Annotated in this window: 13 protein-coding genes; 6 read left to right on the top strand and 7 right to left on the bottom strand. The window is 46.1% G+C overall.

Annotation, left to right across the window (positions count from 1 at the left end):
• Window positions 1–4: 4 nt before the first annotated feature.
• Both TBC1_RS17070 and TBC1_RS17065 read right to left on the bottom strand, forming a co-directional pair.
• Window positions 5–760, bottom strand: coding sequence for a uroporphyrinogen-III synthase (locus TBC1_RS17070; protein WP_062045425.1), 756 nt, complete (start codon window positions 758–760; stop codon window positions 5–7).
• A gap of 61 nt (window positions 761–821) precedes the next feature.
• Entirely contained in the window at window positions 822–1,760 is a 939-nt protein-coding gene (locus TBC1_RS17065; RefSeq protein WP_062045423.1) for a DUF4271 domain-containing protein, read from the bottom strand.
• Between the two features lie 372 nt (window positions 1,761–2,132).
• On the opposite strand from TBC1_RS17065, the gene pta reads away from it, so the two are divergent.
• From pta to TBC1_RS17050, 3 genes are read left to right on the top strand one after another with little or no spacing between them, the layout of a single operon-like run.
• A complete protein-coding gene (pta, locus tag TBC1_RS17060; RefSeq protein WP_062045421.1) occupies window positions 2,133–3,134 on the top strand; it encodes a phosphate acetyltransferase in 1,002 nt (333 codons plus the stop codon).
• A gap of 41 nt (window positions 3,135–3,175) precedes the next feature.
• Complete coding sequence (locus tag TBC1_RS17055; RefSeq protein ID WP_062045419.1) at window positions 3,176–4,144, top strand: 3-hydroxyacyl-CoA dehydrogenase family protein; 969 nt, start codon at window positions 3,176–3,178, stop codon at window positions 4,142–4,144.
• 40 nt (window positions 4,145–4,184) lie between these two features.
• Window positions 4,185–5,390, top strand: a complete 1,206-nt coding sequence (locus tag TBC1_RS17050) for an acetate/propionate family kinase (RefSeq protein WP_062045416.1) — start codon at window positions 4,185–4,187, stop codon at window positions 5,388–5,390.
• Between the two features lie 76 nt (window positions 5,391–5,466).
• Here the strand turns inward: TBC1_RS17050 and TBC1_RS17045 are convergent, their stop codons facing one another.
• The 4 genes from TBC1_RS17045 to TBC1_RS17030 form a co-directional block, all read right to left on the bottom strand.
• Window positions 5,467–6,210: a YebC/PmpR family DNA-binding transcriptional regulator gene (locus tag TBC1_RS17045; protein ID WP_062045414.1), complete on the bottom strand. Its 744-nt coding sequence runs from the start codon at window positions 6,208–6,210 to the stop codon at window positions 5,467–5,469.
• 149 nt (window positions 6,211–6,359) lie between these two features.
• Complete coding sequence (locus tag TBC1_RS17040; protein WP_062045412.1) at window positions 6,360–7,904, bottom strand: GIN domain-containing protein; 1,545 nt, start codon at window positions 7,902–7,904, stop codon at window positions 6,360–6,362.
• Between the two features lie 163 nt (window positions 7,905–8,067).
• Window positions 8,068–9,177: an anti-sigma factor family protein gene (locus TBC1_RS17035; RefSeq protein WP_062045410.1), complete on the bottom strand. Its 1,110-nt coding sequence runs from the start codon at window positions 9,175–9,177 to the stop codon at window positions 8,068–8,070.
• A 17-nt stretch (window positions 9,178–9,194) separates the two neighbouring features.
• Window positions 9,195–9,680: an RNA polymerase sigma factor gene (locus TBC1_RS17030; protein ID WP_062045408.1), complete on the bottom strand. Its 486-nt coding sequence runs from the start codon at window positions 9,678–9,680 to the stop codon at window positions 9,195–9,197.
• A gap of 532 nt (window positions 9,681–10,212) precedes the next feature.
• On the opposite strand from TBC1_RS17030, the gene TBC1_RS17025 reads away from it, so the two are divergent.
• Together TBC1_RS17025 and TBC1_RS17020 are read left to right on the top strand one after the other, a co-directional pair.
• Window positions 10,213–11,760 carry a sensor histidine kinase gene (locus tag TBC1_RS17025; protein WP_062045406.1) on the top strand — a complete coding sequence of 516 codons (1,548 nt, stop codon included), beginning with the start codon at window positions 10,213–10,215 and terminating at the stop codon, window positions 11,758–11,760.
• Between the two features lie 25 nt (window positions 11,761–11,785).
• Entirely contained in the window at window positions 11,786–12,910 is a 1,125-nt protein-coding gene (locus tag TBC1_RS17020) for a response regulator (RefSeq protein WP_062045404.1), read from the top strand.
• A 36-nt stretch (window positions 12,911–12,946) separates the two neighbouring features.
• Here TBC1_RS17020 and lepA read toward each other — a convergent pair whose 3' ends face one another.
• Window positions 12,947–14,734: a translation elongation factor 4 gene (lepA, locus tag TBC1_RS17015; protein WP_062045402.1), complete on the bottom strand. Its 1,788-nt coding sequence runs from the start codon at window positions 14,732–14,734 to the stop codon at window positions 12,947–12,949.
• Between the two features lie 260 nt (window positions 14,735–14,994).
• Between lepA and gap the strand changes: the two genes are divergently transcribed.
• Window positions 14,995–15,999, top strand: a complete 1,005-nt coding sequence (gene gap / locus TBC1_RS17010; protein ID WP_201781708.1) for a type I glyceraldehyde-3-phosphate dehydrogenase — start codon at window positions 14,995–14,997, stop codon at window positions 15,997–15,999.
• The last annotated feature ends 150 nt before the right edge of the window (window positions 16,000–16,149 follow it).

The following is a 16,149-nucleotide window of genomic DNA, read 5'->3' as shown; positions in this document are numbered from 1 at the left end:
CTGCTTACTTCGATTTGTTGTTGGCTGCTAAATACTGTTCAATGGCTTTAGCCATTGAGGGAGCCGTTACCGTTGGCGCTTCAATAATCACATTCAGCCCTGCTTCTTTAGCAGCCTCAGCAGTCGTATGCCCGAAAACCCCAATGATTTTTTCGCCCTGTGTGAAGTCGGGGAAGTTCTTCTGAAGTGATTTAATTCCGGCCGGACTGAAAAATACCAGTAAATCGTACTTGTTCAGGTCAAGAAAGGTCATATCATCCGAAACTGTCCGGTACATAACGGCTTTGGAGTAAGCGATCTTCTGAACGTCAAGCAAATCTGATAATTCATTGTTGTGATCTTCGTTACAGGGAAGCAGGTATTTTTCAGATTTGTGCTTCCTGATGATGTCAACAAGGTCCGATGCTTCCTTGTTGCTAAAGAAGATCTTTCTCTTTCTGTACTGGATGTATCTCTGTAAATAGTAAGCCGTTGATTCGGACGAGCAGAAATATTTCATTGTTTCCGGGATCTCTGCGCGTAGTTCACCTGCCAGGCGGAAGAAATGATCTACCGCATGCTTGCTGGTGAAGATTACGGCTGTCTGATCGGCAAGCCTGACCTTGTTTTCTTTCCTGAAATCAATGGAACTCAGGCCCTCAATTTTAAAGAACTTGTAAAAGTCAACACAAAGGTTGTGCTTCTTTATCAGATCGAAATAAGGCGACTTTTCAATTTCAGCAGGCTTTGGCTGCGAAATAAGTACTTGTTTAATCTTCAATTTTTCTGCAATTTACAATTTTACTTAGGATAACTTCTTCCGGTGTTTTTATCGCAATTGCTTACCAGTCTAGTATTGTGAAAAATTTGTACACAAACAGAAACGGTAAAATTTCGAGGGTGCAAAGATACAAAAATAAATACACAACCGAAAACGATTGCACCGACAACCCGATTGAAATATTTCTTAACATCCTCATTGCTGAGGAGATAAGAAAAATAGCCAGAATCAGATACAGCAGCACCTGAAGCTGACTGAAATGCCAGGCGATGATAAAAGGAAATGCCACTAATCCGGCGGTAATATTAAACAACACATTTGTCAGGAGGTATTCGTCGGCTGCCTGTCTGGTCCTGAATAAGTTGCCAAGCCCTTTGATCACCCGGAGCTTGAACAGCCAAAGAAGGCTCAGGGCTGCGGCAATAACCATAAATGTGAAGAATGAGCTTTTGAGCCCAAGCAATTCGTTAAGGTTGCCCCCTGACAATTTCAATATCAGCGTACCCGCTCCGGTAACAAGAATCAGCCAGAGGCCAAAAGTGATCCGCTCACTGCTCAAATTACCGTCCCTCACCAGCTGATTTACATGGTGCCTTGCGTAGACTGCCCTGAATAATTGTTTTAATCTTCTGGTATAATAAAATCTTATCCAGGCCAGGATTGCAACACAAGCCAGCAGGAGGATGGTGAGCCAGTCGTATCCCTGCGCTGTTCTCTGCAGGGGCTCGACCTTTTGCTTTGCATGATGGTGTTGAATCGTTAACAAAGAAGGCATATCATAGACAGGACCGGTGGCGGTACTGTCGGTGGCGGGAGCGGGGAGAATGATCTCGCTGAGCTCGAACCTGAACACGGTGTCCGGCAGGGGGGAATTCAGACTGTCAACCAGAAAACTGTAATAGTCTGGCACAGTATCCACCGCAGGAACTGTATCGGCATGCTGTATCAAAAAGGGAGTACCGCTTCCCTGATGCTGGTTGTAAGAATTCTGAGCTGCCATCCGGGGTGCAAAATTAATCTAAATTTCTCCCACTTTGTGTATACTGAACTTCAGGAGCATTATTTTAGAAACTGATTAGTCAACAAGAAGCCCGGGTGGGCTGAACCATTGATTTTATGCAGGTAACCCGGGTTCAGTGTCTGTTCAGCGTAATGATTATTGTTCTGATTAAAAACACATAACCGTTGAAGCCTTTTCAAATACTTAATCCGGGTTAAACCGGTCAGCCTTCCTGCAGGGAAATTGTAACTTAAAATTCAACCGGTATTATGATAAATTATGATGGAATTGCTTAGGAACACTCCTGATTAAGTTCTAAATTTGCCGCCTGATTTTCACCTTTTAACATTCATACTAACCTGATTTTTTTCCATGACTTTAATGAAAACCATAAGGGAGAATGCACAGAAACTCAGCAAGTGCATTGTTTTACCCGAAGGTACCGAAGAGCGGACACTGAAGGCCGCAGACTATATTCTTAAAGAAAAGCTTGCCAGGATTATATTACTGGGTAACAAGACCGAAATTGAACGGAAAAGTCAGGAGTGGAGCTTGCAGTTTACAACCAACGCCCGGATTATTGATCCCCTTAACAATCCGGATAAAGAAAAGTATGCCGAGTTGCTTTATGAAATCAGAAAAAGCAAGGGTCTTACCTATGAAGAAGCACTTGTTCTTACTGAAGATCCGCTTTATCTTGCCACCCTTTTGATCAAAGCAGGAGAAGCCGACGGGGAGGTGGCCGGAGCGATGAATTCAACGGGAAATGTGTTGCGCCCTGCATTTCAGATTGTTAAAACAATGCCCGGAATCAGTGTGGTTTCCGGTGCATTCCTGATGATTCTGAAGGATAATCCTTATGTGCCGGAGAATATCCTCGTTTTTGCCGATTGTGCCGTGCATCCTGATCCCACTGCCTCAGAGCTGGCCGAAATTGCCATCTCCACTGCACGCACCGCGCAATCTATTGCCGGCCTGGAACCAAGGGTAGCCATGCTTAGTTTTTCCACAAAAGGAAGTGCCAAACACGCCCTGTGTGATAAGGTGATTGAAGCCACGCGCATTGCAAAGGAGAAGGCACCCTGGCTTCAGATCGACGGGGAATTGCAGGCCGATGCGGCCATTGTTGAGTCGGTCGGGATACACAAAGCTCCGGGCAGCCTGATTGCCGGTAAAGCCAATGTATTGGTTTTCCCAAGCCTTGAAACGGGTAATATTGCCTACAAGCTTGTGCAGCGCCTGGCCGGAGCCGAAGCCATCGGCCCTGTACTCCAGGGAATGGCCGCCCCCATCAATGATCTTTCCAGGGGATGTTCGGTGAGCGATATTGTGAACCTCGTTGCCATCACAGCCACGCAGAGCGCCGGAATGTAACCATTAAGTTTTTAATATTTAACATCATAAATCAGATTAAAATGTCAGAAAGATTAGAAGATTTTAGCCTGGGCAAATCAATGCAACCGAAGGGCAGCATCCAGAAGGTCGGTGTTGTCGGGTGTGGCACTATGGGCCAGGAAATTTCGGTGCTCATCAGTCAGTCGGGAATTGAAGTGGCATTTATTGATATTTCGGATGATCGCATCGCGGAAGTTTTCAGGCGCATCGAGCAGCAGCTGGATGACAGAATCAGTAAATGGGGCCTTACAGGTAGTGAGAAAAAACTTATCCTTTCGCGGATCAAGGGGTCTACAGATTATTCAACACTTGCCGACTGCGATATCGTTTTCGAAACGGTGAATTCAAAAAAGAAAGGAACCAGTCTTGATCTTCGCCAGGATATCTTCAGAAAGATCGAGGCAGTGGTATCTCCCGAAGCGGTGATTGCATCCAATACCGCAACACTGATGATTTCGGAAATATCCTCAGTGTTGAAAAATCCGGGCCGCGCCATGGGACTGCATTTCTTCTCGCCGGTTGGAAAAATTAAGATCATCGAAGCGGTACGTTCGGTTTATACTACCGATGAAACCTTCGCCGTGGTCAGTAAGCTGGCGCTCCTTATAGGGAAAAGGCTGATCAGTGTGAATGAATCCGCCGGTAACATCAGCACGCGTATGCTGGTTCCGCTGATCAATGAAGCCTGCGAAATCCTGATGGAAGGGGTGGCTACTGTTTCAGATATTGATGAAACCATGAAAGAGACCTCCGGATTGCAACTCGGCCCTTTTGAAATGGCCGACAAAATAGGTCTTGACAAGGTGCTTAAATGGATGGAAAATCTTTATACCGAGTTCGGGGAGCACAAGTATAAACCTTCCCCGGTTCTCAAACGCCTGGTGAGGGCCAACCTGGTAGGCCGCCGCGTTGGAGAAGGCTTTTACCTTTATCAGGGCAACAAACGCCTCGTTAAAAAAGGTTCCATCACAAGCCTGGGCAGGGGATAGAGCTGCAAATCCGAGTTTTAATTGACAAAATATTGATGCAATGAAGATAATAGTATTGAACTGTGGCAGTTCATCGATAAAATACCAACTTTTTGATCTTCCTTCAAAAGAAGTACTGGCCAAAGGGCTGGTGGACAAAATCGGCCTGAAGGGTTCGCTGATCAAACATTCGCGCAAGGATGGCACTGAAGTTAAACTGGAAGGGGAAATCCTGGACCATCAGATAGGCATTGAATATCTTCTGGGAATCCTGATCAGTGAAAAATACGGCAGCATGAAGAGCCTTGATGAGATTCAGGCTGTTGGTCACCGGGTGGTTCATGCCGGTGAAAAGTTTAACGGCAGCGTCTACATAACGCCTGAGGTGGTTGCAGCGCTCGAAGAGTGTATCGACCTTGCGCCGCTGCACAACCCGCCCAACCTTAAGGGTATCTATTCCATCACCAAACTCTTGCCCGAAATTCCTCAGGTAGGTGTGTTTGATACCGCTTTCCACCAGACTATGCCGGACTATGTATACCTGTATGGCATTCCATATTCGCTTTATGAGAAGTATAAGATCCGCAGGTACGGTTTTCACGGATCGAGCCATCGTTATGTTTCTCAGCGGGCCGCTGAAATGTTCGGGAAGAAACTCGAAGAACTTAAGATCATTACGTGCCATCTGGGTAACGGCGCGTCCATTGCCGCCATTAAAAACGGTAAGTCGCTCGACACATCCATGGGTATGACCCCGATTGAGGGCCTGATGATGGGAACCCGCACCGGCGATCTCGATATCGGAGCCTTTATACAGATTATGAACAAGGAAGAAATTGATATCGCCATTGCCAATACCCTCGTAAATAAACACAGCGGTATGCTTGGTGTCTCAGGGGTGTCTTCCGATATGCGCGATGTTGAGCATGCTGCCGCCGAAGGCAACGCGCGGGCAAAGGTCACGCTGGAAATGTATTATTACCGCATCAGAAAGTATATTGGCGCATATGCTGCCGCAATGGGCGGAGTGGACGTCATCGTATTCACCGGCGGCGTTGGCGAAAATGATTCCATGACCAGGTATCTTACTACAAAAGATATGGAATTTATGGGTCTTGAGTTCGATCAGGCTAAAAATGAAGGCCTGCGCGGAAAAGAAGCCATTCTTACCAAGGATGATTCACGGATTAAGGTGATGGTGATTCCTACCAATGAAGAGTTGGTAATTGCGCTTGATACCTATGAGATTGTCAACAGCCTGAAGTAGTTTAACCGGTTGATTACAAAACAGAGGGTCGCTCTTTTCAGGGCGACCCTCTGTTTTGTATTGGAAAATACAGCGGTTACTCCATTTCCTCCATCAGTTCATCGGTCAGTTCAAGATTATGAAATACGTTCGTGATGTCGTCGTCATCTTCAAACAGATCGATCAGCCTGAGTACCTTTTTTGCCGCCTCATTATCTACCTTTACCGTGTTTTTTGGCAGGCGCTGCAGTTCCGCATTTTCAGGTTCTATACCCAGTTCTTCCAGTTTCTTCATCATTGCCCCGAAATCTTCCATGGCAGTGGTTACCGTGATCATGTCGTCTTCAACCTGAATGTCTTCAGCTCCGGCATCAATGACTTCCATTTCAAATTCATCCAGATTGATACTGCCTTTGGGGATGTTGAAAACACCTTTCCGGTCGAAAAGGAAAGTAAGTGAACCGTTGGTCCCAAGGCTGCCGCCGAATTTGTTAAAATAGGAACGGATGTTGCTGATGGTGCGCTGCTGATTATCTGTGGTGCATTCAAGATAAATCGCTACGCCGTTGGGTGCGTAGCCTTCGTAAGTGATTTCGGTATAATTGGCCGCATCTTTGTCGGAGCCCTTGTTGATTGCCCGGGTAATATTCTCCTTGGGCATACTGGCTCCTTTGGCATTCGAAATGGCCAGGCGTAACCGGGGATTGCCGTCAGGATCAGGTCCTCCCTCCTTAACCGCTACTGTTATTTCTTTAATAATCCTCGAGAAAATCTTTGACCGCTTTGCATCGAGCGCTCCCTTTTTACGTTTGATGGTTGACCATTTATTGTGTCCTGACATAAACCTGAAATTTTGAATGTATTGAAATCATTGTCTGCAAATGCCTTCAGTGAAGGTGTTTTTGGGTCTGTAAAAATAATATTTTTTCCTGAAACGAAAAATGCTGCCTCCGTTCAGGGGGCAGCATCGGGCAGACCACTTCCGGTTTTTTACCAGCTTGCAAGCGCAATGCCTACAGTAAACGGGTAGAGTTCCGGACCGCGGTTATTTTTGAAAAGGGTGTTCAGAGAGTAATTGGCGTGGAGGTTCAGTTTGCCCCATCCGATTCTTACCATAAGGTCATATTTGAATGGGTTGATGTGGTAATCGCCGGGATCCTTGTCCTTTTTCTTTCTGCCATCATCCTGGTAAACCAGCTTGGTGTGGGAACCTATTCTGAGTCCCGTCTGGAGACCGGCACCGATGTGGAAAGAATTTTTCTTAGAAAATCTGTTTGTCTGATATTCAAGGAGTATAGGAAGGTTCAGATAGTTGACCACCAGCTTGCTTTTGGTATAATCACGGGGAGATGATTCAAAATCATCAATAATGTCGTTCCCTTCTTTTTTGAGCACCACCTTATTGTCGAAGCGATAATTGTTCCATTCGAAGCCCAGTCCGGTGGTGAGCCCGAACTTGTTTGAAATAAGATTGAAGTTCTGCTCGAAAAAGTTGAGTTTAACATTCACTGATTTTTCCATCCTGAGGTCCAGGAAATCATATCCCTCAGGCATGTCAAATTGCCCGTCACGATTTACATATCCGTTAACGCCAAGTTCAAATCCACCCCAGTGACCGTCGTAACGGGTTTGTTTTTTGCGTTTAAAATTTACATTGCCATCGTCATCCACCTCAAGTTCTGATCCTCCGATGGTAATCTTTGTCGGATCTCCTTCGCGGACGGAAACCTCAATGTCACCGATTTTTACAATGGTAGAATCGCCGGCATCGGTTGTTTCTAATTTGGCACTGATTTCTTCTGCCGGCCCTGATCCGGGGTCTTGCGGAATAATGGTGTGTGTGCCGGATTTGCTGATTTTAATGAGTTGATCGTTATCGAAATAGGAAAGTGATCCGGCTCCGCTCAGTTCGGCGGTAATTTCATCCCTGGCAAATATAATGGCTTTGCCGGCGCCGCTTACCCGGGCATTGGTTGTAAGAGTCTTAAGGTTCAAGGCATTCAGGTTTGAGGCACCTGAGATTTCAGCCCGGTGTACAGATGCATTGCCATTGAGATCTACCTTGGAAGCCCCGCTGATCTTTGAATTCAGCAGCTCTAAGTTCAGGTCAAATTTGACTTTTGAGGCACCCGATGCTATAACATCAAGCGTTGTGCCGGTAATGCCCCCTTCAGATTCAATTCTTGCAGCCCCGCTGATGTCCAGTAGTTTCAAATCGGGCATTTGAATAAAAACCCTCATTGCAGAAGGGTTTTTCATTCCCATGGAGTTGATGTGCAGGCGGTTGTCTTTTACCACCGTTTCAATCTTGTCCAGATAGTTGTCGTCGGTTTCTACGGTAACATGGATAACATCGCCCTGAGATACTTTGACCGAAAATGCACTTCCGACTTCGATTTCGGTAAATCCCGGAAGATCACGGTCCTGTTTTACCAGTTTCCCGCTTCCGTTTGTCTGGGCAGTCGCCGTAACTGTAGCCATGGCGAGCATTACGGCCGCGAAGACTTTTGTTCTGAGTGTAGTGAGCTTTTTCATGGTAGATTATTTCTGGATTGCGTTTTTCTTTGTGACGGGAAGTATTGGCGAAATGTTACAAGTGGCAGTTAATTTTTCCGTACATCCCTGATCCGCCTTACTTTCCGGCAATTAATTCCTGTAAAGAGAGATACCGGGAAACCGGGGAATTCTTAAATAAAGGTCAGTTGGGATTTCTGCGGAGTGAATAGGCGGTCTCGCCGTTAAGCAGCCTTACGTTTTCCGTTTTGCCTGAAGGGTTGATCTGCCTTTCGAGTTTCAGTTCATTATCGGTGATCATATTGAAGCCGTTAATGCCCAGATCCGCCAGCATCCAGGCGTTCAGCGATTCAGGAACCTGATTGATGACCTGTGCTCCGCTGCGGATCAGGCCGGGTAAATGCCTTCCTGCAGAAAAACCTTTTTTTTCAGTGGGTTCGCTGTTTGTTTCTTCGTAATAAGCGAGCAAAATCTCCTGCGAAAGGCGGATATCATCATACAGGCCGGAATATAAATCCCTGGCATTGCCAATAAATGGTTCGCTTACATTCAGGTTGCCTTCACGTATGGGGATCCTTTCAAGCGGTGGTTGCCTTTGTATTTCAGGCGCAGCCGGCCTGGCAGTGTTTATTTCCGGAACTTTTTTATTTGCCTGTTCTGACGGTGCAGTAACTGTTTCATCATCATGAGCAGAGGGCATGCCGGTGACAGCCGGCTGCTCAATAATAACAGGGGTTTCGTAGCCTCCAAGGGATTCCCTGATGGCATCTTCTCCTTCGGGCTGTATCCTTAAATAAACAGAGATCAGGATCAGAATGGAAGCGGCCAGCACAGCATAATGCATAAAGCCCATGCTGATTATTGGGACAGGTTTTTTGATTTTTTCACGATCGGGGAATTTAATTTCCTGGTTGGCTGCTACCTTGCATCCGGCAAAAAGTTCAAAGCCGGCCCGGAGCGACGGGTGACTGTTTAGGAAGGATTCAACATTGCGTTTGCCTGCTTCTGACAGGTCGTTTTCGTGAAACGCGATAAAATAATAATCTGAGTTCTCTTCAGTGATAAGTTCAGCGTCCTGATCGAAGCCTGCTTTCAATGCCTCCTTGAACGGATATCCGGTTTGAGACTCATTGCTCAGCACAATTTCATTGATTCCTTCAACTTCTTCTTTGATATCCGGATTCTGCTCAAGGAACAGCAACAGTTCGGCAGCCTCAACCGGACCGGCGGTTCCGTCGAGATAATCGGAAATATATTCCTCATAGTTTTGCCTGTTGATCTTTCTGCTTTCCATAGCTTCAGTGCGGTGATTCAGATGACGCGGTCGAGGCTGCCGATGTAATTTTTCAGGGCAACCCTTCCACGGTATATATAGACTTTAACCTGTGATTCGCTTAATCCGGTAATCTCTCCGATCTCATCGTAAGGATAACCCTCGTAATCCCTCAGGGTGATGACAACCCGCTGAATTTCCGGCAGGGTGTTCAGGGCAGCATTAAGCACTTCCTGTAGGTCACTGAACCCGTGATTCACCGTCAATGTATCAAACTGGGCTTCATTCAGCCTGCTGTTGCGCTTCTCCCTTCTGATGTCATCAATCATGTTGTGATAGGCAGTTGTGAAAAGATATGATTTCGCTTTCTCAAATGAAACTTCCCCTGACTTCTCCCACATTCTTGAAAATGACTCCTGTACAATGTCGCGTGCGCGCTCTTCATCCCCTATGTTTTTGAGGATAAACCTGTAAACGCCGTCGGCATGTGCGTCCACGCACCTGTTGTACTCCGCTGTTGTCATCTGCCCTGATTTAATTCAGTCGGTTGAGAGTATGACAATTTAACGTCATAAATGTTACAACTATTCACAATTTTTTTTACAATGATTTTACCCGGCCTGCCGGTAAAGGATTCTTGCAGAAGACCGGTTTCTCCTGCTTTATAAAAATAATGATAGTTTTAATGCGGTCGTCAGATCCTTCCATATTGCCGGAAGATTGCTGCAGCTGTTTTTTGCTCCTCTTTTGACAGGATATAAGCCGGTTACAATTTATGTTTTTACCTATTAATATATTGCCGGTTAATGATTTGTATTGTTGCTGAAATTCAGCTAATTCATGCAGAGTTCAACATGCCGGCCGTACGGCTTTCAGTTAATCCGTCTTCAAAGAGTGCAGCAATTGAAGTTGCATTGTTTTTATAATCGCTCAACTGCAGGTGTTTTTGCCTGTGTTTGTCGGGGAGAATCTGAGAATATCCTGAAAACAGAGCCGATAAATAATTAATTTTGTTGATCTGTCTGAAAAACCTTCAGAAATCATTAAAGTCTGTGAATGAAAACACCTCCGGATATCGAAAACCTGCGGCCACAGTTTACGCCTGAAAACCAACGTGCGCTGATTTCAGAAATTCAGGATTCAGGATTGTTAACCTGTTATACCGGTAAAGACGGATCTCCTCTTGGCTTTTATTTTAACGGAGCGGCGCTTGAAGGCGGGCTTGCAGATTGCCTCAGACAATTGCCGGCACCCTGGCAGGCCGCGATGGATTATCTGATAAATGAGGATTTCTATAAAAGGAATCTTGACGCAATTCGTCAGAAAAGGCTGGAGGAGGCCGTGGAAGTGGTCGCCCGTCAGGAAAACACCAGTCTCTTTCTTGTCAGCAGATTTCCGCTCAGTCCTGGCAGCGAAACCGGTTTACTGGTAACTATCAGGGATATTTCAGGAATTTCCGAATCCCGGTTAAAGCTTTCCGGCAGCGATGTATTGTTCGATCTGGTGGCGGACAACATGTCTGATGTCTTTTGTGTTGTCAGTACTTCGGGTAAAGTCACCTTTTTAAGCCCTTCAATCAGGGCGCTGACCGGATATGCTGTGGAGGAACTTCTGAGCCGGCCCCTGTCAGGGATTGTTTCTCCGGATTCAATAGAAATTGTAAACAGGATATGGGAAGAATACCAGCCTTTGTTTGCAGCCGGGAAAATCAGCAAATCTGAGATCAGACCGGTATGTTTCGAAGTAAAATTTATCAGGAAAGATAATTCGGTCAGATGGGCCGAGGTGTCGTCTTCTCCTTTTATTGATGCAGATAACAACATTCAGGGGGTACACGGAATGATCCGTGACATTACCGACCGCAAAACCAGGCAGGAGGCGATGAGCACATCACTTCAGCATGAGATTGAGCTCAGCCAGGTAAAATCAAGGTATATTTCCACCGTTTCTCATGAATTCCGTACCCCCCTCTCCATTATCTACAGCAATCTGCAGTTGCTTGAGAAGTACCGGTTTGAGCTTGATGAAGAAACCATTCATGATGCTTTTGAGCTGAGCCGGATGGCGGTAAAATCGTTGCTCAGGGTGCTTGACAAAGTGACAATTATTGATGCTTCTGGAAAGGGTAAACTCGATTTCAAGCCTTCACTGTGTAAAGTTCATGAACTCTGCCAGGCTGTCGTTGATGAGATGAATGAAATGGAACTGGTCCCCAACCGCATTGACCTGACAATTGCCGATGGGGTTGACACGGCTTTTATTGATGAAAACCTGTTCCGGCATATTTTTATCAATCTTCTTCAGAATGCCCTGAATTATTCCGATAAGAAACAAAACGTCAGTTTTTCCGTTTACCCTGGCGAAAAGGGATATATCAACTTTAAGGTAGCTGATAAAGGCATAGGTGTCCCCCCCCAGGATATGCAGTTTATCTTCGATCCGTTTTATCGTGCCAGCAACTCGCGGCACGCCAAAGGTTCAGGTCTGGGACTGGCTGTGGTAAAAGCTTGTCTTCAGCTGCACAACGGTGAAATATTTGTTGAAAGTGATCCGGTAAAGGGTAGTATATTTACGGTAGTTATACCTGTCGGAAATACAGAATAGTCGCGTTAAATCAAATTCAGGAATTATGGCAATAAGTGAAAGTCAGAATATCAAGATACTGCTGGTTGAAGATGATAAGGCACTGGCAATTACCATATCCAATCTGTTAAGGGTAAAGGGTTATGAAGTTACCCATGCCGGTGACGGCGCCATGGGGATTCAGAAAGCTTTCGAGATACTGCCGGATCTGATTCTCTGCGACATTTCAATGAATGAAATCAGCGGCTACGATGTCTTTAACGTGCTGAAGGAAAGTTCTGCGACCGCGATGATCCCCTTTGTATTCCTGACTGCAAAGTCCGAAATCAAGGACATCAGGTTCGGGATGCAGCTGGGGGCTGATGATTATATTGTCAAGCCTTTTGAGTATGATGAGTTGCTGACTTCAATCGCCACCCGTTTACATAAGGCTGAGGCCCACCGGAAAGCCAATGAAGAGAAGTTCATTGCCCTGTCGATGATCTCCCCATACGGAATCTATATTTACCAGGGCAACCGTTTCATCGAAACCAACCCCAGCCTGTCTGCCACCCTTGGTTATAGCCGGGAAGAACTGCTCAACATGGGTTTCGAGGATATCATCGCCCGTCAGGACCAGCCCTCAGCCATTGAAAAAATTAACCGTTGCCTGAGGGGTTTCGAAAAAGATATCCATATCCGCTTCAGGGCTGTGCATAAAGATGGACATGAAATCAATACGGAGTTATACGGGATTGAAGGTCTTAAGGTAAAAGGCAGGACAAGCCTGCTGGGCACGCTGATTGTAAGTAAATTTGATATCGTTGAAGATCAGGATATTGAAGGCATTACCATCAATGAAATTGAGGAGTTCGAAAGAGCGGTCGACCTGCTCGCCGGGAAAAGAAGTTACGTTTCAACGGAACTGATCAATAAACTGATTGCTGTTTTCAGGGATAATGAACTGGTAAAGGAAAAGGCTGCCGAAGATGTGATCAGTTTCTCGGAGCGGGAACTTGAAGTGCTGGGGCTTGTTTGTAAGGGGCTCTCAACCAAGGAGATCGCTGACAAGTTGTTTATCAGCAGCCGGACGGTGGAAAAGCACAGGGCCAACCTGATGACCAAGACAGATGCGAAAAATATCATTGAGGTGATTATTTATGCCGTGAAGCATAAACTCATTGACCTCTGAACCGGATGATTGCACTGAAAGCGGGGAAGTTCCTGCCTAATCAAGTTTAAGAACGGCAAGGAATGCCGACTGCGGGACTTCCACATTGCCAACCTGCCGCATTCTCTTCTTTCCCTTTTTCTGTTTTTCGAGCAGCTTGCGCTTTCTGGTGATATCACCACCGTAACATTTTGCGGTAACGTCTTTCCTCACGGCTTTCACCGTTTCGCGGGCAATGATTTTGGCGCCAATGGCTGCCTGTATGGCAATGTCAAATTGCTGCCTGGGTATAAGTTCCTTCAGCTTTGCACACATCCGTCTCCCGAATTCATAGGCGTTGTCCTGATGAATAAGGGTAGAGAGGGCATCAACCGGTTCACCGTTCAGCAGGATATCCAGCCTCACCAGCTTGGCGGCCTTGTAACCGCTGATGTGATAGTCAAAAGAGGCGTAACCTTTTGAAATACTCTTCAGCTTATCATAAAAATCGAATACAATCTCGCCGAGGGGAAGTTCCATGGTGAGTTCCACCCGGTCGCTGGTAAGGTAAATCTGGTTTTTTAACGTACCCCTTTTGCCGATGCACAGGGTCATCACAGCGCCTATGTATTCGGATTTGGATATAATCTGGGCTGAAATATAAGGTTCTTCGATAAAGTCGAGGTAGTTGGGGGCCGGAAGACCGGACGGGTTATGCACATCCAGTATTTCTCCTTTGGTAGTATATGCTTTATAAGAAACGTTGGGGACTGTGGTTATCACATCCATGTCAAATTCCCGGTCGAGCCGCTCCTGGATAATTTCCATATGCAGCAGCCCGAGGAATCCGCAACGGAATCCGAATCCCAGGGCGGCAGATGATTCCGGTTCGAATACCAGGGAGGCGTCGTTGAGCTGGAGTTTTTCCATCGAGGCTCTCAGTTCCTCATAATCATCGGCATCAACAGGATAAATACCTGCATAAACCATGGGTTTAACATTGGTAAATCCTTCAATGGCTTTATCACAGGGACGTTTCACATGGGTGATGGTATCACCCACCTTCACCTCGCGCGAGGTTTTAATGCCTGAAATAATATATCCCACATCCCCTGCACTCAGCACTTCCCGGGGCTGTTGTACCAGCTTGAGTACGCCTATCTCATCGGCATTATACTCTTTGCCGGTAGCAAAGAATTTCACGAAATCCCCTTTTCTGATCTGTCCGTTGATAATTCTGAAATAGGCAATAATTCCCCTGAAAGAATTGAAAACGGAATCGAAGATAAGCGCCTGCAGCGGTGCATCGGGATCACCCGATGGAGCCGGTATCCTTTTGATGATGGCTTCAAGAATTTCATCAACGCCGAGACCGGTTTTTCCGCTGGCCCTGATGATATCCCCGGGTTTGCATCCGATCAGGTCAATGATTTGTTCTTCCACCTCTTCGGGCATGGCATTGTCCATGTCCATTTTATTCATAATCGGGATGATCTCAAGGTCGTGTTCCAGGGCAAGGTAAAGATTCGAGATGGTCTGGGCCTGAATTCCCTGTGTGGCATCCACAATCAGCAATGCCCCTTCGCAGGCGGCAATTGACCTTGAAACCTCGTATGAAAAATCCACATGGCCCGGGGTGTCAATCAGGTTAAGCTTATAGAGCTCTCCATTGAAATCATATGCCATCTGGATGGCATGGCTCTTGATCGTGATTCCCCGCTCGCGCTCCAGGTCCATATCGTCAAGCACCTGATCCTGTTGCTGACGGTCAGTCAGTGTTCCTGTAAATTCAAGCAGGCGGTCGGCCAGGGTGCTCTTCCCATGGTCAATATGAGCTATGATACAAAAGTTGCGCGTATTTTTCATCGGTGCAAATTTACGCTGAAATCATTTATGTTCATCATCTTTGAACCTCATGCTTCAAATATAGTTTTGGTGCAATCGATTGCGCCGGATTCACTTCTTTCAACCTGTTGCCTTTTTATGTTTGCTGGTGGGGTAAATAACGTAAAATCAGTACGATAACAGATATGATAAGTCGTGGTTAAATTTTTTTTTGACGTTACTTTTGCTTACCTTTGCACCGCTTTTACGAAAAGAATTTTATTCACCTAAATCGAGATGATATGTCGAAAATTAAATTAGCAATCAACGGATTCGGAAGAATCGGCAGGAATGTATTCAAACTTGCCCTTGAGCGCGAAAATATTGAAGTGGTCGGAATCAATGACCTCACAAATACCAAAACCCTGGCCTATCTGCTGAAGTATGACTCTACCCAGGGTCGCTTTGAAGGTAAGGTTGATTTTGATGAAACTTCACTGATCGTCAACGGCGTTAAATATCCCGTAACTGCTGAACGCAGTCCGGCCACTATCGCCTGGGCTTCCACGCCTGATGTAGTGGTTGAATCTACCGGTGTTTTCCGTTCGAAGGAAAGCCCCAAGGGCGGTTATGGTGATCACCTGAAAAACGGAGCGAAAAAAGTGATCCTCACCGTTCCTTCAAAAGATACCATCGACCGTACCATCGTGCTGGGCGTGAATGACCATGACCTGAAAGATACCGATCAGTGCATCTCCAATGCATCATGCACCACCAACTGCCTGGCTCCTGTAGCCAAGGTCCTCAATGATAAATTCGGCATCGAGAATGGATTGATGACAACCATTCATTCCTATACCAACGATCAGACCATCCTTGACGCTCCGCACAGCGATCTTCGCCGCGCCCGTTCAGCCGCTGTTTCGCAGATTCCCACCACCACCGGAGCAGCCAAAGCTGTCGGAATCGTGATTCCTGAGCTGAAAGGCAAGTTGGATGGTCTCGCAGTACGCGTACCAACCCCGACCGGTTCCCTGGTTGACCTGGTTGTAAACCTGAAGGTGGAAGTTACCAAAGACCAGATCAATGCCGCGATGAAGGAAGCCGCTGAAGGCCCGATGAAGGGAATTCTCGAGTATACCGAAGATGAAATCGTTTCTGTTGACGTAATCCACAACCCGGCTTCTTCCATTTTCGATGCAAAAAGCACCATGGTAAACGGTAAGACCGTTAAAGTGCTTTCATGGTATGACAATGAGTGGGGCTATTCGGCACGCGTGGTCGACCTGGCCGAAAAACTCTTCTAATACAGATTAATACAGATATGAAAGGCATCCCTTGGGGTGCCTTTTTTTATTCCGGCTTATACCGGAAAACCCGGCAGCGCTGAATTATTGATTTTTATATAGCAATACTTCGTTGGGAATTATTAATAAACTGGTTCACAGTGGATTATG

The sequence above is a fragment of the Lentimicrobium saccharophilum genome (assembly GCF_001192835.1).
Lineage (GTDB): Bacteria > Bacteroidota > Bacteroidia > Bacteroidales > Lentimicrobiaceae > Lentimicrobium > Lentimicrobium saccharophilum.
Note: the sequence above shows the minus strand (reverse complement) of the source record. Positions and strands in the feature narration are given on the sequence as shown.